The sequence below is a fragment of the Roseibium sp. genome (assembly GCF_048261595.1).
In the GTDB taxonomy this organism is placed as follows: domain Bacteria; phylum Pseudomonadota; class Alphaproteobacteria; order Rhizobiales; family Stappiaceae; genus Roseibium.
The window spans coordinates 265,603-286,177 of the sequence record NZ_JBLXFW010000002.1; the positions used below are offsets into that span (position 1 = coordinate 265,603).

17 protein-coding genes are annotated in these 20,575 nt (G+C 59.6%); 10 read left to right on the top strand and 7 right to left on the bottom strand.

Annotated features, from left to right (window positions below):
* Positions 1 to 26: 26 nt before the first annotated feature.
* The 3 genes from carB (at position 27) to ACN0SY_RS08570 (ending at position 4,530) form a co-directional block, all read left to right on the top strand.
* Entirely contained in the window at positions 27 to 3,389 is a 3,363-nt protein-coding gene (gene carB, locus ACN0SY_RS08560; protein ID WP_417686333.1) for a carbamoyl-phosphate synthase large subunit, read from the top strand.
* Positions 3,390 to 3,499: 110 nt separating this feature from the next.
* Positions 3,500 to 3,973 carry a transcription elongation factor GreA gene (gene greA, locus ACN0SY_RS08565; RefSeq protein ID WP_417686335.1) on the top strand — a complete coding sequence of 158 codons (474 nt, stop codon included), beginning with the start codon at positions 3,500 to 3,502 and terminating at the stop codon, positions 3,971 to 3,973.
* Between the two features lie 80 nt (positions 3,974 to 4,053).
* Positions 4,054 to 4,530 carry a hypothetical protein gene (locus ACN0SY_RS08570; RefSeq protein ID WP_417686337.1) on the top strand — a complete coding sequence of 159 codons (477 nt, stop codon included), beginning with the start codon at positions 4,054 to 4,056 and terminating at the stop codon, positions 4,528 to 4,530.
* Here the strand turns inward: ACN0SY_RS08570 and ACN0SY_RS08575 are convergent, their stop codons facing one another.
* Positions 4,531 to 5,004, bottom strand: coding sequence for an Lrp/AsnC family transcriptional regulator (locus ACN0SY_RS08575; protein WP_417686339.1), 474 nt, complete (start codon positions 5,002 to 5,004; stop codon positions 4,531 to 4,533).
* Positions 5,005 to 5,209: 205 nt separating this feature from the next.
* Between ACN0SY_RS08575 and ACN0SY_RS08580 the strand changes: the two genes are divergently transcribed.
* From ACN0SY_RS08580 to ACN0SY_RS08590, 3 genes are read left to right on the top strand one after another with little or no spacing between them, the layout of a single operon-like run.
* Entirely contained in the window at positions 5,210 to 6,196 is a 987-nt protein-coding gene (locus ACN0SY_RS08580) for a mitochondrial fission ELM1 family protein (RefSeq protein ID WP_417686341.1), read from the top strand.
* A 27-nt stretch (positions 6,197 to 6,223) separates the two neighbouring features.
* The gene (gene trxB, locus ACN0SY_RS08585; RefSeq protein WP_417686343.1) at positions 6,224 to 7,189 is read left to right on the top strand and encodes a thioredoxin-disulfide reductase; all 966 of its coding nucleotides are present in this window, start codon (positions 6,224 to 6,226) and stop codon (positions 7,187 to 7,189) included.
* A 40-nt stretch (positions 7,190 to 7,229) separates the two neighbouring features.
* Positions 7,230 to 8,126 (top strand): LysR family transcriptional regulator, encoded by an 897-nt coding sequence (locus ACN0SY_RS08590; RefSeq protein WP_417686345.1) that lies wholly within the window; start codon positions 7,230 to 7,232, stop codon positions 8,124 to 8,126.
* A 653-nt stretch (positions 8,127 to 8,779) separates the two neighbouring features.
* Here the strand turns inward: ACN0SY_RS08590 and msrP are convergent.
* Together msrP and ACN0SY_RS08600 are read right to left on the bottom strand one after the other, a co-directional pair.
* Positions 8,780 to 9,745, bottom strand: coding sequence for a protein-methionine-sulfoxide reductase catalytic subunit MsrP (msrP, locus tag ACN0SY_RS08595; RefSeq protein ID WP_417686347.1), 966 nt, complete (start codon positions 9,743 to 9,745; stop codon positions 8,780 to 8,782).
* Positions 9,746 to 9,966: 221 nt separating this feature from the next.
* Positions 9,967 to 12,057: an elongation factor G gene (locus ACN0SY_RS08600; RefSeq protein WP_417686349.1), complete on the bottom strand. Its 2,091-nt coding sequence runs from the start codon at positions 12,055 to 12,057 to the stop codon at positions 9,967 to 9,969.
* Between the two features lie 249 nt (positions 12,058 to 12,306).
* Between ACN0SY_RS08600 and ACN0SY_RS08605 the strand changes: the two genes are divergently transcribed.
* From ACN0SY_RS08605 to ACN0SY_RS08615, 3 genes are all read left to right on the top strand, one after another.
* The gene (locus ACN0SY_RS08605; protein ID WP_417686351.1) at positions 12,307 to 13,593 is read left to right on the top strand and encodes a carbohydrate porin; all 1,287 of its coding nucleotides are present in this window, start codon (positions 12,307 to 12,309) and stop codon (positions 13,591 to 13,593) included.
* A 109-nt stretch (positions 13,594 to 13,702) separates the two neighbouring features.
* Positions 13,703 to 15,547, top strand: coding sequence for an amidohydrolase (locus ACN0SY_RS08610; protein WP_417686353.1), 1,845 nt, complete (start codon positions 13,703 to 13,705; stop codon positions 15,545 to 15,547).
* Positions 15,522 to 15,869 (top strand): hypothetical protein, encoded by a 348-nt coding sequence (locus tag ACN0SY_RS08615; protein ID WP_417686355.1) that lies wholly within the window; start codon positions 15,522 to 15,524, stop codon positions 15,867 to 15,869. The genes ACN0SY_RS08610 and ACN0SY_RS08615 overlap by 26 nt, the downstream gene beginning before the upstream one ends.
* 112 nt (positions 15,870 to 15,981) lie before the next feature.
* Here the strand turns inward: ACN0SY_RS08615 and ACN0SY_RS08620 are convergent, their stop codons facing one another.
* Together ACN0SY_RS08620 and ACN0SY_RS08625 are read right to left on the bottom strand one after the other, a co-directional pair.
* On the bottom strand, positions 15,982 to 16,482 hold the full coding sequence (locus tag ACN0SY_RS08620; RefSeq protein ID WP_417686357.1) for a DUF992 domain-containing protein: 501 nt from the start codon (positions 16,480 to 16,482) through the stop codon (positions 15,982 to 15,984).
* A gap of 301 nt (positions 16,483 to 16,783) precedes the next feature.
* The gene (locus tag ACN0SY_RS08625; protein ID WP_417686359.1) at positions 16,784 to 17,095 is read right to left on the bottom strand and encodes a winged helix-turn-helix transcriptional regulator; all 312 of its coding nucleotides are present in this window, start codon (positions 17,093 to 17,095) and stop codon (positions 16,784 to 16,786) included.
* Positions 17,096 to 17,380: 285 nt separating this feature from the next.
* On the opposite strand from ACN0SY_RS08625, the gene ACN0SY_RS08630 reads away from it, so the two are divergent.
* Positions 17,381 to 17,758 carry a VOC family protein gene (locus tag ACN0SY_RS08630; protein ID WP_417686361.1) on the top strand — a complete coding sequence of 126 codons (378 nt, stop codon included), beginning with the start codon at positions 17,381 to 17,383 and terminating at the stop codon, positions 17,756 to 17,758.
* 69 nt (positions 17,759 to 17,827) lie between these two features.
* Here the strand turns inward: ACN0SY_RS08630 and ACN0SY_RS08635 are convergent, their stop codons facing one another.
* Together ACN0SY_RS08635 and ACN0SY_RS08640 are read right to left on the bottom strand one after the other, a co-directional pair.
* Positions 17,828 to 19,027, bottom strand: a complete 1,200-nt coding sequence (locus tag ACN0SY_RS08635; RefSeq protein ID WP_417686363.1) for a pyridoxal phosphate-dependent aminotransferase — start codon at positions 19,025 to 19,027, stop codon at positions 17,828 to 17,830.
* A gap of 151 nt (positions 19,028 to 19,178) precedes the next feature.
* Complete coding sequence (locus ACN0SY_RS08640; protein WP_417686365.1) at positions 19,179 to 20,276, bottom strand: hypothetical protein; 1,098 nt, start codon at positions 20,274 to 20,276, stop codon at positions 19,179 to 19,181.
* Between the last annotated feature and the right edge of the window lie 299 nt (positions 20,277 to 20,575).

A 20,575-nucleotide genomic window follows, 5' to 3' on the forward strand; every position in this document is an offset into this window, starting at 1 on the left:
TGCGGTAACGGCCGCTGCGAGCCCCGATGCCAAAACGTACTGACATCTCCTCCATTCTCATCATTGGCGCCGGCCCGATCGTCATCGGCCAGGCCTGTGAGTTCGACTACTCCGGAACGCAGGCTTGCAAGGCCCTGCGAGAAGAGGGCTACCGCATCATCCTGGTGAACTCCAACCCGGCAACGATCATGACCGATCCGGACCTGGCCGATGCCACCTACATCGAGCCGATCACGCCGGAGATCGTCGCCAAGATCATCGAGAAGGAGCGCCCTGACGCCCTTCTGCCGACCATGGGTGGCCAGACCGCCCTGAACTGCGCCCTCGATCTGGAAAAGATGGGGGTCCTTGAAGAGTTCGGCGTTCAGATGATCGGTGCACGCGCCGAGGTGATCGACAAGGCAGAAGACCGCGAGAAATTCCGCAAGGCCATGGACAAGATCGGCCTTGAGAACCCGCGCGCCGCGATCGCTTCCTCTCCCGAGATCCGCAATGAAAAGGGCAAGATCGTCGGATACGACCGCAACGCCGGATATCTGGAGGCGATGAAAGCCCTCGATGATATCGGCCTGCCTGCCATCATCCGCCCGGCCTTTACCCTTGGCGGGACCGGCGGCGGCGTCGCCTACAATCGGGAAGAGTACGAGACCATCGTGCGCTCGGGCATCGATGCCTCTCCGGTCGGCCAGGTGCTGATCGACGAGAGCCTGCTCGGCTGGAAGGAATACGAGATGGAAGTGGTCCGCGACAAGGCGGACAATTGCATCATCATCTGCTCCATCGAGAACGTCGACCCCATGGGCGTTCACACCGGGGATTCCATCACTGTCGCTCCGGCTCTGACGCTGACCGACAAGGAATACCAGATCATGCGCGACGCCTCGATCGCGGTTCTGCGCGAGATCGGAGTCGAGACGGGCGGCTCCAACGTCCAGTTCGCGGTCAACCCGGACAATGGCCGCCTGGTCGTCATCGAAATGAACCCGCGCGTGTCACGTTCTTCGGCGCTGGCCTCCAAGGCGACCGGCTTCCCGATCGCCAAGATCGCGGCGAAATTGGCCGTCGGCTACACGCTGGATGAACTGGAAAACGACATCACCGGCGGCGCGACCCCGGCGTCCTTCGAACCTTCCATCGACTATGTTGTCACCAAGATCCCACGCTTCGCCTTCGAGAAGTTCCCGGGCTCCGAACCGACGCTGACAACGGCCATGAAGTCGGTCGGTGAGGTGATGGCCATTGGCCGCAACTTCCAGGAAAGCCTGCAAAAAGCCCTTCGCGGTCTCGAGACCGGCCTCAACGGCCTGGACGAAACCGAGATCCCGGGCCTTGGTCAGGGCGACGACACCAACGCAATTCGTGCAGCGATTGCGATCCCGACACCGACGCGTCTCCTCAACGTCGCGCAGGCCATGCGCCTCGGCATGGGCCTCGACGACATCTACAGCGCCTCGGCAATCAATCCCTGGTTCCTGGAACAGATCCACGACATCGTCGAAATGGAAGCCAAGGTTCGCGAACACGGGCTGCCGGACAACGCCGTCATGCTGCGCAAGCTGAAGTCCATGGGCTTCTCCGATGCGCGCCTTGCCTCGCTCGCCGACATCGATGCTTCCGACGTTGCCAAGCTTCGGTCCGATCTTGACGTGCATCCGGTCTACAAGCGTATCGACACTTGCGCTGCCGAGTTTGCCTCCCCGACTGCCTACATGTACTCCACCTATGAAGCCCCCTTCATGGGCAAGGCCGCCTGCGAGGCTGCGCCCTCGGATCGCAAGAAGGTTGTCATTCTGGGTGGTGGCCCGAACCGTATCGGCCAGGGCATCGAGTTCGATTACTGTTGCTGTCACGCAGCCTTCGCGCTTGAAGATGCCGGTTACGAGACCATCATGGTCAATTGTAACCCGGAGACGGTCTCGACCGACTACGATACGTCCGACCGCCTCTACTTCGAGCCGCTGACTGCAGAAGACGTTCTGGAAATCATCCGCAAGGAACAGGAAAACGGAACGCTTCACGGCGTCATCGTTCAGTTCGGCGGCCAGACCCCGCTCAAGCTGGCGCAGGCATTGGTCAAGGCTGACGTGCCGATCCTCGGCACCTCGCCGGACATGATCGACCTGGCGGAAGACCGCGACCGGTTCCAGAAGCTGCTGATCAAGCTCGGCTTGAAGCAGCCGGAAAACGGAATCGCCTATTCCGTCGAGCAGGGCCGCCTCATCGCCGCCAAGCTCGGCCTGCCGCTGGTGGTCCGCCCGTCCTATGTTCTGGGTGGCCGCGCCATGCAGATCATCCGCGACGAGGAAGCCCTCAACTCCTACCTTCTCGGCACCCTGCCCGAACTGGTTCCGGCGGAAGTGCGCGCCAAGTACCCGAATGACAAGACCGGCCAGATCAACACGGTTCTGGGCACCAACCCGCTGCTGTTCGACCGCTACCTCGAAGGGGCGATCGAGGTCGACGTCGACGCGCTCTGCGACGGCAAGGACGTCTTCGTTTGCGGCATCATGGAGCACATCGAGGAAGCCGGCATTCACTCCGGTGACAGCGCCTGCTCCCTGCCGCCTTATTCCCTGTCAGCAGACCTGATCGAGGAACTGAAGCGCCAGACCAAGGCGATGGCGCTCGCTCTGGAAGTCGGCGGCCTGATGAACGTCCAGTACGCCATCAAGGATGGCACGATCTACGTTCTGGAAGTCAATCCGCGCGCGTCGCGGACGGTCCCCTTCGTCGCCAAGACCATAGGTGACCCGATTGCCAAAATCGCCAGCCGCGTCATGGCCGGCGAGAGCCTGGCCTCCTTCGGCCTGAGCGAAAAGACGTTGAAGCACGTCGCGGTGAAGGAAGCCGTGTTCCCGTTCGCCCGCTTCCCGGGTGTCGACACGATCCTCGGCCCGGAAATGCGCTCGACCGGTGAAGTCATGGGCCTAAACGGCAAGTTCTCCGTCGCCTTTGCCAAGTCCCAGATCGCGGCCGGCACCGACGTACCCGAGCAGGGAACGGTTTTCGTTTCCATGCGCGACCAGGACAAGGCTGGCGTGGTCGAGGCCGTTCGTTCGCTCGAGCAGGCAGGCTTCAAGATCATCGCCACCGACGGCACCCAGAAGTATCTCGGCGAACAGGGGATTGCCTGCGCCAAGATCAACAAGGTGCTTGAAGGCCGCCCGCACATCGTTGATGCTATCAAGAACGGTGAGGTTCAGCTCGTCTTCAACACGACGGAAGGCGCGCAGGCCCTCGCAGACAGCCGATCGATGCGCCGTGCAGCTCTGTTGAACAAGGTGCCCTATTACACCACGCTCGCCGGATCTGTCGCCGCCGCCAAGGGAATTGTTGCCTACAAGTCCGGCAGCCTTGAAGTCAGGCCTTTGCAATCCTACTTCGCCTGAGGCTAAGATTGTTATGGACCGACCGGGAAGGCGATACCTTCCCGGTCGGGTTGTTTTTGTGACGGTTGGTCCTTCGAGAGGGGACCGAACAAGTTGAAGGTCTGTGACCCATGGAAAAAGTTCCGATGACCTCCGCCGGTTACGCGATGCTTCAGGCAGAGCTGAAGGAACGCACCTCGGTCGAACGCCCGCGCATTGTCGATGCCATTTCCGAAGCACGCGCCCATGGCGACCTGTCGGAAAACGCCGAATACCATGCTGCGAAGGAAGCCCAGAGCCACAATGAAGGCCGGATCGCCGAGCTGGAAGACAAGCTGTCGCGCGCCGAAATCATTGATGTCTCAAAGCTTTCCGGAGATGTCGTCAAGTTCGGGGCCACAGTTACCCTGATCGACGAAGACACCGAGGAAGAAAAGAAATACATGATCGTCGGCGACGTCGAGTCCGACGTGAAGCAGAGCAAGATCTCGATTTCTTCCCCGATTGCCCGTGCCCTGATCGGCAAGACAATCGGCGACAGCGTTGACGTCACCGCCCCAGGCGGCGCGCGCTCCTACGAGATCGTCGACGTCAAATTCATCTGATCCAGACCCACCCCGGTTTGACGCGCGCCCGTATCAGTCTAGACTGACTACTTGGGATTGCGTTTCGACCGGGGAACGGGATGGATATTTTCAGCCGAATCAGTCTGCTGCTCATCCTGCTGTCGATCCCTTTATGGGGCTACAGGACAGTAATTTATGCTCGTCTGGCAGCACGAGAGCAGTCGATTATCGATAGGGTAATTGCACGTCACGAGAGCGCATTTGCCTTCGGCAGGCGAGTCTTCGGCTTCCTGATCATCTTCTCGGGAATAATCTTTGCCCTGATCTATGCCCTCTCCTACCTGAAGAGCGGTGATCTGAAGCTCAGATCATTCAGGGACACATTTCCACGCCGGATCTATTCCGGTCTCGAGGAGATCGACAGCCATATTGACGCTTTCCTCTACGACCAGATCCTGCCGGTGATGGTTCTCGTCACCGTACTCATGTTGAGTGTCAGCTTCACCGTCTTGATGACCGCCGTGAGGGATATCCGGATAATCCGGCGCCTGAAGCGGCGGGTGTCGAGGATCAGGGACCGTCTGGCTACGGCGTGATCATTCTTCTTCGATAGGGACGACCGGTTCGTCCTTCGTCCGCCGGATGGTCAGCGCAGTGCGCACGCTATCGACGTTATGGGCAGCCGTCAGCTTCTGGATCACGAAGTTCTGAAAGGTCTGGAGGTCCGGAGCGACGCATTTCAGCAGGAAGTCGACCTCTCCGGACAGCATGTAGCTCTCGCGAACGATCGGCCAGTCCTTCACCGTTTTCTCGAACGCCATCAGATCGGCTTCTGTCTGACTGTGGAGGCCAACCATTGCAAAGGCGGTCACGTCATAGCCAAGCTGCTTTTCGTCCAGCAGGGTCCGATACCCGCGGATCAGCCCCGCCTCCTCGAGAGCACGGACACGGCGCAGGCAAGGCGGTGCGGATATCCCGACACGACGGGCGAGCTCGACGTTGGTCATGCGACCGTCGTCCTGCAATTCCTTGAGAATATGCCAGTCGATGCTATCAAGCCGAGCTTTCACTGCTGTCTCCTTTGCATGAGGGCGAGGCTGTGCGATACCGGCACACCGCCTGTTCCGCTCTCATGGGTACTCCTGAGGACCCGGATCGGGTCATAAAATTTTACGACGCATTATGATTTTTTGCGCGTCTGTGCAAGAGTATAACAAAATCACGCATGAATCGGAAAGATTCCCAAAGGGAACCCCATGTAGGGGAAATAAGATTGTGAGTGCCGCGACCGCAACCTGCTGGATCATCACGGACGGAAAGGCCGGCGATGAAACCCAGTGCATCGGCGTCGCCGAAGCGCTCGACATTCCCTACGAGATTCATAGGGTCAAGCCACGGGCACCCTTCACATGGGCTATGCCGCGCGGGCCGATCGATCCGCGCGAACGTCCATCGGCCAAAAACAGCCCCATCGCTCCTCCCTTCCCGGACATTGCAATCGGGTCTGGAAGGCGTGCCATTCCGTATCTCCGCCACGTTCGGAGCGCAAGCGGCGGCAAGACCTTCACGGTATGCCTGAAGGACCCGCGAACTGGCCCCGGGACGGCGGATCTCATCTGGGTTCCCGAGCACGATCCTCTTCGCGGTGGAAATGTCCTGACCTCGCCGACCTCGCCGCACCGCTATTCGGCATCCCGACTTGAAGAGTTGCGCCGCGAGGCGCATTCCGTCATCGATGTGCTGCCTGCACCCCGCATTGCCGTGCTCGTCGGCGGCAACAGTCGTCACCACTCCTTTTCCGACAGCGACTGCGAGCGCTTCGTCGCAGGCCTTGAGCAACTTGCCAGGGACAGCGGTGCCGGCCTGATGATCACACTCTCCCGCCGCACCCCGGAAGCATTGAGTGACAGGATATCCTCGTTTGCGGACGACGAAGGCCACTATCTTTGGGACGGCAATGGTGACAATCCACTCGGCCAGATGCTGGCAAAGGCGGATGCATTTGTCGTAACGGCCGATTCAACCAACATGATCGGCGAGGCCTCCGCGACCGGCAGGGCCATACATGTTTTCCACCCATCCGGCGGGCACCCGAAAATTGACCGCTTTTTGGGGACTTTGGCGCGCCTTGGCGTCATTCACCCCTTTCCCGGACCGCTGAAAACCACTACCTACGAGCCTCAGGATCCAACGCCCATGATTGCCGCGGCCATTCGCAAGGCCTTGGCGGCGAGAGCAACCGGGCGGCAGGGACAAGAGTGACGCATCAGGACTAAAGGCGCAGCGCATATGACGACAGAGCACACCAAGCTTCTTATCATCGGCTCCGGCCCGGCAGGCTACACGGCGGCTGTTTACGCGGCGCGCGCCATGATGGAACCGACGCTCATTGCCGGCATTCAGCCGGGTGGCCAGCTGACGATCACCACGGAAGTCGAGAACTACCCGGGTTTCGCCGACCCGATCCAGGGTCCGTGGCTGATGGAGCAGATGCAGAAGCAGGCGGAAAACGTCGGCACCAAGATCGTCTATGACACGATCACCAAGGCAGACCTTTCCAAGCGCCCGTTCGTCATGGAAGCCGACAGCGGCACCACCTACACCGCTGATGCAGTGATCATCGCGACCGGCGCCCAGGCCCGCTGGCTCGGGCTGCCGTCCGAGGAAGCCTTCATGGGCGCCGGCGTCTCGGCCTGCGCAACCTGCGACGGTTTCTTCTATCGCAACAAGGAAGTGGTCGTGGTCGGCGGCGGCAACACCGCGGTCGAGGAAGCCCTTTACCTGGCCAACCTCGCCTCCAAGGTTACGCTCGTTCATCGCCGAGACACCCTGCGGTCCGAAAAGATCCTGCAGGAGCGCCTGTTCAAGAACCCGAAGATCGAGGTCATCTGGGACCACGCCATTGACGAAATCCTCGGCGGCGGCATGCCGAAGGCAGTCACGGGCGCACGGTTGAAGAACACCAAGACCGGCGAAACCCAGGAAATCACGGCTGACGGTGTTTTCATCGCAATCGGCCACGCTCCTTCGGTCGAGTTGTTCCGCGGTCAGCTGGAGCTTAAGGCCGGCGACTATCTGGTCACCGAACCCGACAGCACCAAAACCTCGATTCCCGGCGTCTTCGCTGCTGGTGATGTGACCGATGATGTCTATCGTCAGGCAGTTACCGCTGCGGGAATGGGCTGCATGGCGGCGCTTGAAGCAGAGCGGTTTCTGGCAGAACATGAACTGACCGAATCCCAGGCGGCTGAATAGCGCCTGGCGAATTGCCGGCGGCACTGCACGGAGGCGCCACATGGACTGGGATAAACTGCGAATCTTTCACGCTGCTGCACAGGCGGGCAGTTTCACCCATGCCGGTGACACTCTGAACATGAGCCAGTCGGCGGTCAGCCGGCAGGTAAGTTCGCTGGAACATGATCTGGGCGTGCCGCTGTTTCACCGGCATGCCCGCGGTCTCCTGCTGACCGAACAGGGCGAGTTGCTTTATCGCACCGCCCGCGACGTGTTGATGAAGCTTGAGGCGGTACAGAGCCGTCTCACCGACAGCAAGGAAAAGCCTTCCGGCGTGCTGAAGGTGACGACCACAGTCGGCCTGGGCTCGACCTGGCTGACATCGCGCATCAACGATTTCGTCGATCTCTATCCGGATGTCGAGCTGCAGCTCATCTTCGATGACGACGAGCTCGACCTTGGCATGCGAGAGGCAGACGTTGCCATTCGCCTGCGCCAGCCCACGCAACCCGATCTGATCCAGCGCAAGCTGTTCACTGTGCATTTCCACGTCTACGCTTCGCCGACATACCTGAAGCGCTTCGGCACTCCGGTCGCGATCGAGGAGATCGACAAGCACCGGATCATCACATTCGGCGAGCAGGCGCCGGCCTATCTGCGCGACATGAACTGGCTGGAAAAGGCCGGACGACCGGCTCTGGATACGCGTAAATCGGTTCTCAAGGTGAACAACCTCGTCGCCATCAAGCGCGCTGTCCAGGCGGGTGTCGGCATCGCGATCCTTCCCGACTACATCATCGAGAAAGACACAAACCTGGTGCAGGTGCTAAGCGAACTGGAAGACAAGGTGCCGTCCTTCGACACCTATTTCGTCTATCCCTCGGAGCTGAAGAATACGGCCCGCATAACCGCCTTCCGGGAGTTTCTCGTAACAAACGCCGAGAACTGGGCTTTCTGACGCCGCTCAGGCGGCCCCGCACCGCAGCATATCTGACGCAAATGAGAGCATGGACGAGCCCTTTTGCCAGCCAGAAATCCAGTTTCACACGGGCATTCCGAGCCTCAAAAACTCATCTAATGGTCGTAGCCAAATCGGCTAATATCGAAAAATAATAATATATTTCAAATATTTGCCTCTACGCCATGCAAGCTATTAACTTTTTGCATACCAGCCCTGCACAGCTGCCTCTTGTTTCATCAGCTTGTGCACTGCATATAAGCATCACTGTTGGTTTTCTGGCGTCGCATCTTCCTCCCAGTGACGCCGTCTTGCCAGCTGTTCCCCTCTGGAAGGTGATTCCACTGCTTCAGCAGTGAATCGAACAAACTGCCGGATCCTCAGGATCCGGCATTTTTTTTTGCGCCTGACCAGGAATTGCCGCTTCGGACATCGCGAACATTAAACTTTGTCCATGAAGTCATTTCCTGATCTTCAGGCTATGGCAAATCCAGAAGCACACACCACATCAGCATTGCGGATGATCATTCCGCGCCCCTCCACAAGGAGATGCGCTTCCCCCCGGCGCGTCTCAAATAAAGGGCCGGTTGTCAGAAGACACCGGCCCTTCTTTTTGACTGGTTTTTCCGCGGGCCGTTTCCGGCTCTCCAGCACTACATGTAAAGCTTCTCGCCCTGCAGATCCTTGTAGAGACCGGCGACCTGTTCAGCATAACCATTGAACATGAGCGTATCGCGATGTTCGCCAGTCCCTAGCACCCGTTCGCTTGCCTGGCTCCAACGCGGATGCGGCACACCCGGATTCACGTTTGCCCAGAAGCCGTATTCCTTGGCCTGGATCGCTTCCCAGAGCCCGACCGGACGTTCCTTGGTGAAGGAGATCCGGACGACCGACTTGATCGACTTGAAGCCGTATTTCCACGGCAGGGCAAGCCGTAGCGGTGCACCGAACTGTTTGGCCAAAGGCTTGCCGTAGACACCGGTCACCATGAAGGCCAGCTCGTTGGTCGCTTCGGCAAGGGTCATGCCTTCGACGTAGGGCCATGGATACCAGCTTTGCTTCTGGCCCGGCGCCACGTCAGGATTGTTGAAGGTCTCGAACCTCAGATACTTGGCATCCGACTGGGGTGACGCCAGTTTGACCAGCTCGGAAAGCGCAAAACCGGACCACGGCACGGCCATCGACCAGGCCTCGACGCAGCGGAAACGATAAAGCCGCTCCTCAAGCGGCATCTTGGCAAGCAGCGCATCGATGTCCAGCGTCTGCGGATTGTCCACCAGCCCGTCGATGACCACTGTCCAGGGCCGGATCGGAAGCGCTTGCGCCGCACGAGCAATCTGCTTGTGAGTGCCGAACTCATAGAAGTTGTTGTAGGTCGAGGCGACTGCTTCTTCAGTCAGCTCCCGGTCCAGCTTGAAACTGTCGTTTCGCGGAACCGGATAGAGGCCCGCGCTGGGATCATCGCTTGCGTTCGCAGTGCCACGCAGACCGCCAAACGCGGTCAGACCGATCGCCCCGCCGGCAATACCGGTCATGAACTTGCGGCGGTTCCAGAACATATCCTCCGGCGTCGCCTCGCTCTCGGGCAGCGCCCAAGGCTTCCTGCGTATAACATTCATCACACAGCTCCCGTGCCACATCTTCCTATCTGAGCGTTCACAGAACAGTAGAGATCATTCAAGTTCAAATAACGCCGGAGTGACCGGAATCAATTCACCTTGGTCAGGACGTGCCCCGCGCAGGGTCACAGGAGATGCTTCCCTTCCGCCGCCACTTCCCATGTTCGGGCGGCAACGGCGGAAGGGCTCCCGGGAGGAAGCCCGGGAAACTCGGACGCAGGTCAGGCCGCCTTGCTGGCGACCCGTTTCAGTACATCGTCGGCCGCCTTGCCGCTAAGCTCTGCCATATGGTCAAACGTTGCAGCGTAGCTTGCGACGCCCGCCGTCGCGGATCGAAGTTCAACGATGAGATCTCCGACTTCAGCCTGGGGCATAAGCGCCTCGACCTCGTCCCATCCAGCCCAACCCTGGCGCTGGTCAAAACCGAGAATCTGGCCGCGTCGGGCGGCCACGATCGCGTTGATCCGGGCTGTTGCGTCATTTGGGCAGTGGATTGTCACCTTCATCACCGGCTCCAGAAGAACCGGCCTGCACTCAGGCAAACCTTCGCGCATCGCCGTGATCGCGGCCATCTTGAATGCCTGGTCCGAACTGTCCACCGAATGATAGGAGCCATCTGTCAGACACACTGACAGGTCAATCACGGGAAAACCCAGAGGCCCACATAGTGCGGCCTCGAGAACCCCGTCGCGGACCGACGAGATATATTGCTTGGGTACGACACCCCCTGTGATCCGGTCGGAGAACTGAACGCCCTCCCCGCGTGGCAATGGGGCGATTTCCAGGACCACATCTCCGAACTGGCCGTGGCCACCGGACTGCTTCTTGTGCCTACCGCGAACCGTTGTGCCTGCCCGGATGGTTTCCAGGTACGGAACCATGGCATTGCCGGTTCGCACGCTCAGCCCGTATTTGCCCTGCAGGCGCTCAAGCGCGACCCGCAGATGCATTTCTCCCTGTCCGTGGAGGAGCGTCTCGCCCTGATGCTGGCCGTGCGACAGGCTGAGACCTGCATCCTCCTCAAGAAGTTTTCTGAGTGCGGACGACAGCCGCACCTCTTCCTGCCGCCGATCTGCGGCGACGGCTATCGACAAGACCGGTGCAATCCCCGCCCCTCCCGATGTGGCGGTGGCAGGAGCGCCTTTCGCAAAGGCTAGGGTCTCCCCGGTCGCGACATCATCCAGACGGCCCAGACCGACTATTGCGCCTGCTTCCGCCGACGTGCCTTTGACAGCCTGCTGCCCGAACACCGTATAAAGGCCGGAAACCTTGACATCCCGCCCATCCGCGCGGTGGAGAGTATCACCATCGGTCAGCGTACCGCCGAGAACGCGGCCTATGGAAACCTTGCCGCCATGGGGCGTGTGCAACGTTTTCAGAACTCGAATGGAAACGCCGTCGCCATCGGCACCGAGCCTTTCGCACGTCGTCTCGATTGTGGGCGTCTCATGACGCAGGGCCTTCAGCAGACGCCCGACTCCAAAACCGTGTTCAGCGGATCCGAAGAAGACCGGGCAGATGACCCCCTCCTCCATTTCGCGGGCGAGGTCCGCAAAAACCATCTTCAGGTCCGGCTGGGAATCGTCGAGCAAGGCTTCCATCAGATCGTCATCGTGATCTGCCAGGGTTTCGAGCATGGCATATCGCGCTTCAAGTTCCCGGGCCTTCTCCTCGTCCGGAATGTCGATGACCGTGCTCTGTTTCTGCTCGCAATAGACATGCGCGCGCTCAAGAGCCAGATCGATATATCCGGTGGCAACACCGTCCTTCCAGATCGGGATCTCTCGCAGCACGAGAGGCACTGCAGAGGCGGGCTGCAGGACTTGCAACACTTCGCGCAAGCGGCGTGTGCTCTTGTCGATCTTGTTCAAAAACAAGACCCGCGGAACACCACGGGCCTCAAGCGACTTCAGGATAAGCTGGAGAGCCGGAACCTTGCGCTCATCGTCCTCGGCCACAACGACCGCAAGATCCACTCCCCCCAGGACGTTTTCCATCTCGGAAAGAAACTCGACCGACCCCGGACAATCGATCAGAGAGAACTGATCGCCGAGGAACTCTATATTGGCGAAGTTGGCCTCGACGCTCATTCCGTGGGCGCGGGCCTCAGGCGAGGCATCGCCGACGGTATTGCCTTCCGAGACAAGTCCCTGCCGGGTGACGGCACCGGTTCGCGCCAGAATTGCTTCCAACAAACTGGTCTTGCCGCTTCCAAAGGGACCAACGATCGCGACGGTACGCGCACCGGGGTCGGATCGTCCGGCCCCGCCGGTCTCCGTACCGTTTCTATCTGCCTTTTTCGCTTCTGCCATGGCTCGCCTCCCGTTGGTTGTCACCAGCGCGCCTCAGCCAATCGTTGAAACGCGGCCGGCCGCGCTTCGCCCCGCCAGGGGCGGAAAGGACCATGGTCGCGCCGAACCGGCACATGACGCAAGGGAATCTTGTGCGGCAGCGCAGCAAACCGGCATAAACACTCTGAGTTCCAGAGATAAAAGTTTACCTAGCGTTCATAATTACCTAGGCTTTCGACTACTGAAGTTTCTTACGATGGTGAATTGCTCTTGTTGAGGTGCCTTACGCCAATAAAAGCTGCCTTCTGTCTGTCGCTGATTTTCGCGGTTGGCGAAGGAAAAGCCGAAGAAACCCAACCGGACAGCCCATCAGCTAAACCGCTCCTGAGCCGGCCGTCTCTCTTAGCGGGCCCAGGCGGTCCTAAGGAGTATCTAAAGGACAGGGGTATCGGCTTCGACCTGCGGTGGACCGGCTTCAATCAGGGCGTGGTCAAGGGTGATGGCGACAAGAGCTGGCGGTTTGGCGGCAAGGTCGATCTGCTGTTCCTGATCGACGCGCACAAACTGGGCCTTTGGGAAGGTCTCTCGGTCTCCTTCCATCAGGAATGGCTGCATGGCCACGATGCCAACACACAGGGCGAAGGCGCTCAAATTCCGTCAAACACCGCATTCGCCTTTCCCAGCCTCGGCGGATACGATTACGATACCTCGATCACGGTCACGCAAGCTTTCGGCGACAATGCTTCTCTGACGCTCGGCAAATTCAACATGCTCGATGCCGCGGCAAGAACACCGCTTCTTGGCGGCGGCGGCCTCGACACCTTCATGAACCTTGGGCTCGCCGCCCCGATCAGCGGCGTCACCCCCGCCTATCTCCTCGGTGGCCTGTTCAGCTACAAGACGGCACCCGCCACCTTCAACCTCTTCATCTACGATCCGCGGAATGCCCAGGATTGGGACGTCATCAGGAACCCCTTCGCGGAAGGCTTCACCACCAGCCTGTCTGCAACCGTGCCGCTCACGGTCGCCGGACGGAGCGGTTTTCACACGTTCCGTGGTGTCTATTCCACTCAGGAGGGCTATGACCTCAGGGATATTCCCCAGCTCGGCCTGCCGCCGGAGCTGCAGGACGAGCCGCGCAAGAAGGCCAACCCGTGGTACCTGTCCTACGCCTTCCAGCAGTACCTGTTCCACGATCCCGACAACCCCGGCAAGGGCTGGGGCGTCTTCGGTGAGGTTGGATTATCGAATGGCAATCCCAACCCGGCCGAAAGCCACTTCTTCATAGGCTTCGGCGGCGACAGCTTCCTGCCAGGACGTTCGGAAGATCGATGGGGCATTGCCTATTTCCGTTACAAGGTCGACAGTGACCTGAGCCAGGCAGCCCGCGACGACCTGGGCTTCGACCTGACCACGGAGTCAGGGATCGAGGCGTACTACAATCTCGCAGTCACGCCGTGGTTCCGGGTCACGGGCGACATCCAACTGATTGACCCGTTCCCAGCAAACAAGGAGCGCGCCATCATGGCTGGAATGCGCACCCAGATCCGCTTCTAGCCCAATGGCCTGTCAGAAAATTCTCTCAGGTCAAACGGCCACCACAAACTCGCTTCTATAGTGCTCTATGGATTCGGCGATGCGATCGCCGCAAGTTGAGGAATTCACGATGACCCGCGACGTCTACGACTGCCCCTGCTGTTCCGGAAATTTCGGCAAGTTTTTTGCCGGCAACCCTGCGATCGCGAAACTGGTTGCCGCATCAGCCGGATCTCAAACTGCGGGTTTTTCCTGCGAGGCCGTCATTGACCGGCGAGACTTCGTCAAGGGTGGCGCCGCCGCCATCGGCGCGCTTGGAATGCTTGGGTATTCTGGCGGAAACGCGAAAGCCCAGGCAGCTCCGGCGAGGGTCTATACCGGTGGGACGATCCTCACCGTTGACGCTGACTTCTCCGAAGCCGAAGCCATCGCCATCCGGGGCAACAAGATCCTTGCCGTCGGCAAGGAAGGTGACGTTCGCAAGGCGGCTGGCGACGGCGCAGAGACAGTCGATCTCGCGGGCAAGGTCATGCTGCCGGGCTTCATCGATCCTCATACGCATATTGTTAGCGGCAGCCTGCTCGCCAGCCTGATGGACTATGTAGGCGTGGCGCGCTTCTCAAAGGCCTCTGAAGTTCTCGACTACCTGACCCAAAAAGCTGCGTCGGCAGCCCCGGGCGAATGGATTTCAGCTCGCAACTTTGATCCGTCCATTCAAGAGGGACCGGAGGCTCTGACATTTAAAGAGTTGGATGCTGTCTCCAAGGACAATCCGGTTTTCGTCATGAATGCATCCGGTCATCTTGCCTATGCCAACTCGAAGGCATTCGAGGTCGCCGGAATACCGGCGGATATCGAAAATCCTCCAGGCGCAGAATATGTCCGCGACGACAACGGCAAGCTGAATGGGACAATGAAGAACCAGGTCGCGTTCCAGCCGATCTTCCAGGCGAACCCTGCGATGGCAACAGCCAACCCGGTCCAGGGCCTGATCGACTTGACGAACGATTGGAGCAAGGTCGGATTGACCACCGTAAGCGACCTTGGACTGGGAGCGCTGTCCAGCGGCTACGCGGATGCGGAACTGCTGTTCGCGGCGGCTGCAACCGGGAAACTTGCGGCCCGGGTCCGCGCCTATCCCTTTTACCCCTATGACGAAGCCTGGGACGCCTCTCCGATCCACTTCGGACAAGGCGACGAGATCGTCCGCATAGCAGGCTACAAGCTCGTGGCAGATGGCTCCAACCAGGGGTTCACGGGGCTACAGCGTGAGCCATATGTTGGCACCGACAACTACGGCATCGCCTACACGGAACCGGACGAGCTCAAACGCCTCGCGATCAAGCGTGCTGGTCAAGGCTGGCACCTGTCCATCCATGGAAATGGTGACGCAGGCATCGACAATATTCTGGACGCGCTCGACGCCGCACGTGATGCAGGCATCGACCTTTCCAGGGTCCGCCCCCGTATCGAACACTGCTCCATCCTGCATGATGACCAAATTGCCCGCATGAAGGACCTTGGCGTTCAGGCAAGCTTCCTGATCGGCCATGTGCATTTCTGGGGCGTGGCCATGCGCGACGACGTATTCGGCGAAGACAAGGCCAAGCTGCTCGACCGCGCCAAGGCCTGCGAGGACGCCGGTGTCGGCTTCACCCTGCATTCCGACTTCCCCGTCGTAGACCCCGATCCGCTGCACATGATCGAGATGGCAGTCACGCGCAAGACCTGGAAGGAACCGGACTACGTCCTCGCTCCGGAAGAGCGCATTTCGGTCGAAAGCGCGATCCGCGCGGTCACGATCAACGCCGCCTGGCAAATGGCATCCGAGCATGAGGTCGGCAGCCTGGAGGCCGGAAAATTCGCCGACTTCGTCATTCTCGAGGCCGACCCGCGCAAGGTCGCCCCTGACACGATCAAGGACATCAAGGTGCTGGAGACCTGGATGAATGGCCAGCAGACCCACTCGGCCTGACAATTCCCTTTCGCTGGCTTCATGGCTTCTGAGCGCGGCCTTAGCTGCGCTCTGCACGGTTGGCGTGTCCGATGCGCGCGCCCAGTCTCACCAGCTCCGTGGGCTGCCCGATGACCCGCGGGCCAATCTGCCCTCGGCGCGACAGCAGCTGGATGACAATCGGACCAAGCAGCTGAACAGCTTCTCGGTCCAGCGCCAGCTCGAGCAAGACAGGAAGCGGCAAGAGATGCAGCAGCTCCACGACAATGCTGCAAGATGCGTCGAAACTTCACCGGGCTCCTGCCCAGATGTTCCGGCGCCATCGACGCCATCCGTCGATTGAAGCCGTAATCCGGTGTCGCCAGAGCCTTTCAGCTCGACGCTCCAACAGAAAAAGGGCCGGCAAACATGCCGGCCCAGTTCTCACGGGAGGACTCTCAAAGAGAGCTGAGGGATCAGTTGATCGGCTTCAGGGTCAGCTGGCTGACACCAAGGGTAATGTTGGTGCCCGTCTGACTTTCGACACTGAACGGGTTCAGAGCGATCGACTTGTCGAAGCCGCCAACCAGGGCGTTGGCTTTGATACCTGCACCAACGCTGGCACCAGCGGTCACGCCGCCGTAGCTACCGGCCAGTGCACCCGGCTCCATGTCGGCACTCGGCGCGACAACACCCCAGACAAGGGTTGCCTTTTCGGTCGTACCGATATCGAGACCATACTCATCGACCGAACCGGTGTAATACTCGACCGGACCGTCGCCTGCCGGCTGGTAGTTGCAGCCCAGCGTCGCCGTGGATCCGACAATGAAGTTGGTTTCACCTTCGACGTTACAGGTCAGCGTGCCGATTTGGACGCCGGCCGTATCCGTCGGCCGTACCTTTTCCTCGGCCAGCCCGGGTGCTGCGACGGCCGTGGTTGCAAGCATGGCAAGGGCAATCTGTGCAGCGCGTTTCATTGTGTTTCTCCTGATACGTCAGATCGGAATTTCTGTTATCCGGCAGCGAAAACCCGACCTGGTTTCGTTGCCGGCCCACCTGGCATCAACTGCGTGGCGGGGACAGGAGGAGAACACCCCGCCGCCGGGTTTGGTTCCCGGAAATTTTTGTTGGCGTGAGCTGCGGGGAACAAAAAAGGGCGGATTTCTCCGCCCTTTCGACCGACCAAAAAGTGTCTAAGCTTATTTCAGATTGCCGCAGAAGCGCTGGATGCGCGTACCCGCCGAAGTGCCGATCGATAGGTGTCGGCCGGCCCGCTGATCAGCCAAAGCCATTGGCTGCAAAACTGACCTGCGAACCGGTGATCTGACTGATCTCGCTGCCGAGATTGATTGCACTGTAGATGGGTCGCGGCGGGCGGGCTTCGGGATTCACCCGGCGCTGAACCCAATGCCTGTCTTCCATCGACTGGAGCGACTGAGACAACGCCCGGTCGGTAATTGTCGTCAGATTCCGCCGAATTTCCGTGAACTGTTTCGGTTGGTACAGCGACGATAGAACCGGAAGCGTCCATGATCGGCGCAGCAGTACCAGGTCATCGGCTTCTGCCACTGTCTGGATCTTGTACGCCATTGCTGCTGCGTCTTTTCCCGCCGGTGTCAGGCGAAACTCGGGTCGGAGCGGATGGCCATGGCCGGGATTGCGCTCCAGAAATCCGGACCTGATTAAGTGATCCATGCTTTGGGCAAAAGCTGTTCGGCCGGCGCCTATGGCACTCAACAAGGGCGCTTGCCGGCCCGGCACACCGTCATGAAGGCATGACAGGATCGGAAGCGCCCAGGCGCGGGAGGTGAGATTGACAAACGCCGTAATGTCCATAAAGTATAGTTAGTATATTTTATGTCAGAAGGGAAGATCATGCCGCTTGTTTCGCTGGAAAACACCATCACCATAGCTCTTTCGGTCTCCGATCGGCACGCAAGCGCCAGATGGTACGAAGGGATGCTCGGGTTCGAACCCATCTATCATGCGGACGAAGCCGGCTGGTCGGAGCTCAGGACCAAGACACCGAATGTCACTCTAGGGCTTGGCGAGCATACAAAGCCCGCCCCTGGAAATTGCGTTCCGGTGTTCGGAACATCCGATCTGGACACGGCAAGACACAAGCTGGAAGCGGTCGGAGTGCGTTTTGACGGCGAGACCGATGTCGTGGACGGCATGGTCAAAACCGCAACCTTCTATGATCCCGATGGGAATGCCCTGATGCTTGCCGAGGATCTGACCGGCGAAGCGTAAGGCAGGGCAAAGACACGACAAAAAAGGGCGACCCGAGGCCGCCCTTCAAAGATCCGGTAGTGTCGAAGCTTATTTCAGATTGCCGCAAAAGCGCTGGATGCGCGTGCAGGCTTCTTCAAGCGCTTCGGTCGAGGTCGCATAGGAGATGCGGAAGTTCGGGCCTAGTCCGAATGCCGAGCCATGGACGACGGCAACGCCTTCGGTTTCCAGAAGTTCGGTGACGAAATCTTCGTCGCTCTCGATCTTCTTTCCCGACGGAGCGGTCTTGCCAATCGTACCTGCGCAGGACGGGAAGACATAAAACGCGCCTTCCGGGACCGGGCATGAAATGCCATTGGCCTGGTTCAGCATGGATACCACGAGATCGCGGCGCGCCTTGAACACTTCGTTGTTCTTCGGAATGAAGTCCTGCGAGCCGTTCAGGGCCTCGACGGCTGCCCACTGGGCAATCGAGCACGGGTTCGAGGTCGACTGGGACTGAACCTTCGCCATGGCCTTGATCAGGTCAGCCGGGCCGCCTGCATAGCCGATACGCCAACCGGTCATGGCATAAGCCTTGGAGACACCGTTTACAGTCAGCGTGCGGTCGTAAAGCGACGGTTCGATCTGCGCCGGGGTCGTGAACTCGAAATCGTCGTAGACCAGATGCTCATACATGTCGTCGGTCATGATCCAGACATGCGGGTGCTTGACCAGGACGTCGCAGATCGCCTTCAGCTCGTCGCGGGTATAGGCAGCACCGGACGGGTTCGACGGCGAGTTGAAGATCAGCCACTTGGTCTTCGGCGTGATGGCTGCGTCGAGCGATTCCGGCGTGATCTTGAAGGTCGACTTATCGGCCTCGACGATAACCGGCTCACCTCCGGCCAGAAGCACCATGTCCGGGTAGGATACCCAGTACGGCGTCGGGATGATGACTTCGTCGCCCGGGTTGATGGTGGCGATCAGGGCGTTGTAGAGCACCTGCTTGCCGCCGGTACCGACCGTGATCTGGTTCGGCTTGTAGTCGAGTCCGTTTTCCCGCTTGAACTTGGCGCAGATCGCTTCCTTCAGTTCCGGAATGCCGTCGACGGCGGTGTACTTGGTCTTGCCCTCATTGATCGCAGCAATGGCGGCTGCCTTGATGTTCTCCGGAGTGTCGAAGTCCGGTTCACCGGCACCCAGGCCGATGACGTCGCGGCCGGCGGCTTTCAGCTCGCGCGCCTTGTTGGTTACGGCGATCGTTGCAGATGGTTTCACGCGCGCCAGCGCGTCGGCGATAAAGCCCATTGTGCCCTCCATGGCAAAGGGGAAAATCCAAGCGCGCGGACCGTAGTCCTGACGAAGCGACTTCGCAAGTGCAACAGGAGGTGAACCGGCAAAAAAGCGGTCTGGGATTTCGGAACTTTCGCCAGGCTTTTGAATGGCACTGAAACAGCGCTTAGGAACGCGCCTCGAGCACAAGTTTGGGGGCCTTGTCGTCCGCGAGCAGGACCGCCTTCATACGCTTCTTCTTGGTCTGGCCGTTCAGGCTGTTGACCACCGTCGACTGGGCAACATCAGATTCCTGTTCCGCAGCCTGCAACAGGGCAGCGTAGCTTTTCGGATGCAGCAAGGTCTCCGTGATGGTCTTGGCTTCCATGATCTCGGTGGTCAGGTGATAGGCCTTCATGGCCGCCTTGTTGGCAGCGACAATCATGCGGGTCTTGGTGTTGATCACGAGCATCGGCGAGCTGCAGATCGAGAAGATCCTGGCGAAATCGACATCTCCGCCGGCGAGGCCGCCGGAGAACAGGACGCCGCCGAACGTGCCGGCGATCTGGAAATACATGGCGTTGTAGGCCAGCTCCAGCGTATCGCCGGTGGCCAGCAGGAACTTGCCTCGCCCCGTAGCGCTTGCCCTACGGGTGAGGGCCGCGAGCACCAGCGACACCATGGTTCGCCCGATACGCTTCTGGATATGGGCGATGTTCCGCCCCATGATCAGCTTCGCATCGGGAATACCGAAGCTTTGGATAAAGCCCTCGCTGGCAAAGCGCACATAGCCGAAATTGTCGACGAGCAGCACGGAACGGTTCGAATTCGACACGAAGTGCTGCAGGATCGGGGCAAGGCCCAGCGCGATGTTTCCCGGATTGGAATCGTCTTCCCCCATGGAGGGGAAACAGACGACGATCAAGCGGCCGTCCTGCAATTCATAGCGGTAGGCCATCAACGGGATACCGGGGATCCGGTGATCGGCACCGCCGCCCACATCGAAAGGTCCGGCCTTGCCGTCACGAATGGCGCCCTGGATAAGGCGCAGGATATTCTTGCGGTCTTCCTGTGTCAGCAGCCGCAAGGCTTCCGATGACGGCGCCTCGCGCAGATCCTTGATCTGGCTGTCGAAGCTCTGCGATCCGCTTTCGTGCCAGACGATCGTTTTGCGGCTGATATCGGCGAAGAAAAACTGCAAACCGGCAAGCGTCAGCGCCGGGTGCTCCGCGGGAGTGGTTTTCTCCGGAGGTGCTTCGGTCTCGGCTGCGGGCGCTTTGCTCACCGCATTACTCTGGGCCACTCGCACATTCATTATTCGCAAAACCCGCTATTTCCGGACCGTCTCCCACGAACATCAGCATCGCCCAGAAAAGCAAAAAAGTTATGAATCCAATGGCTCCAATGTTTCGTAATCACAGGCTTTTTCATGCTCGCCTTGCCAAGCTCCTCGTTTGAAGAAGGCCGCCACAATCTGGTCACGAAAAGACACGCGAAACGCCAGAAAGCCGTCCCTGACCAGACCAATTCCTCAGACACCATCCTGACGTGGGAAATGTTGGGACGGCCAGACAGCTTGCAACG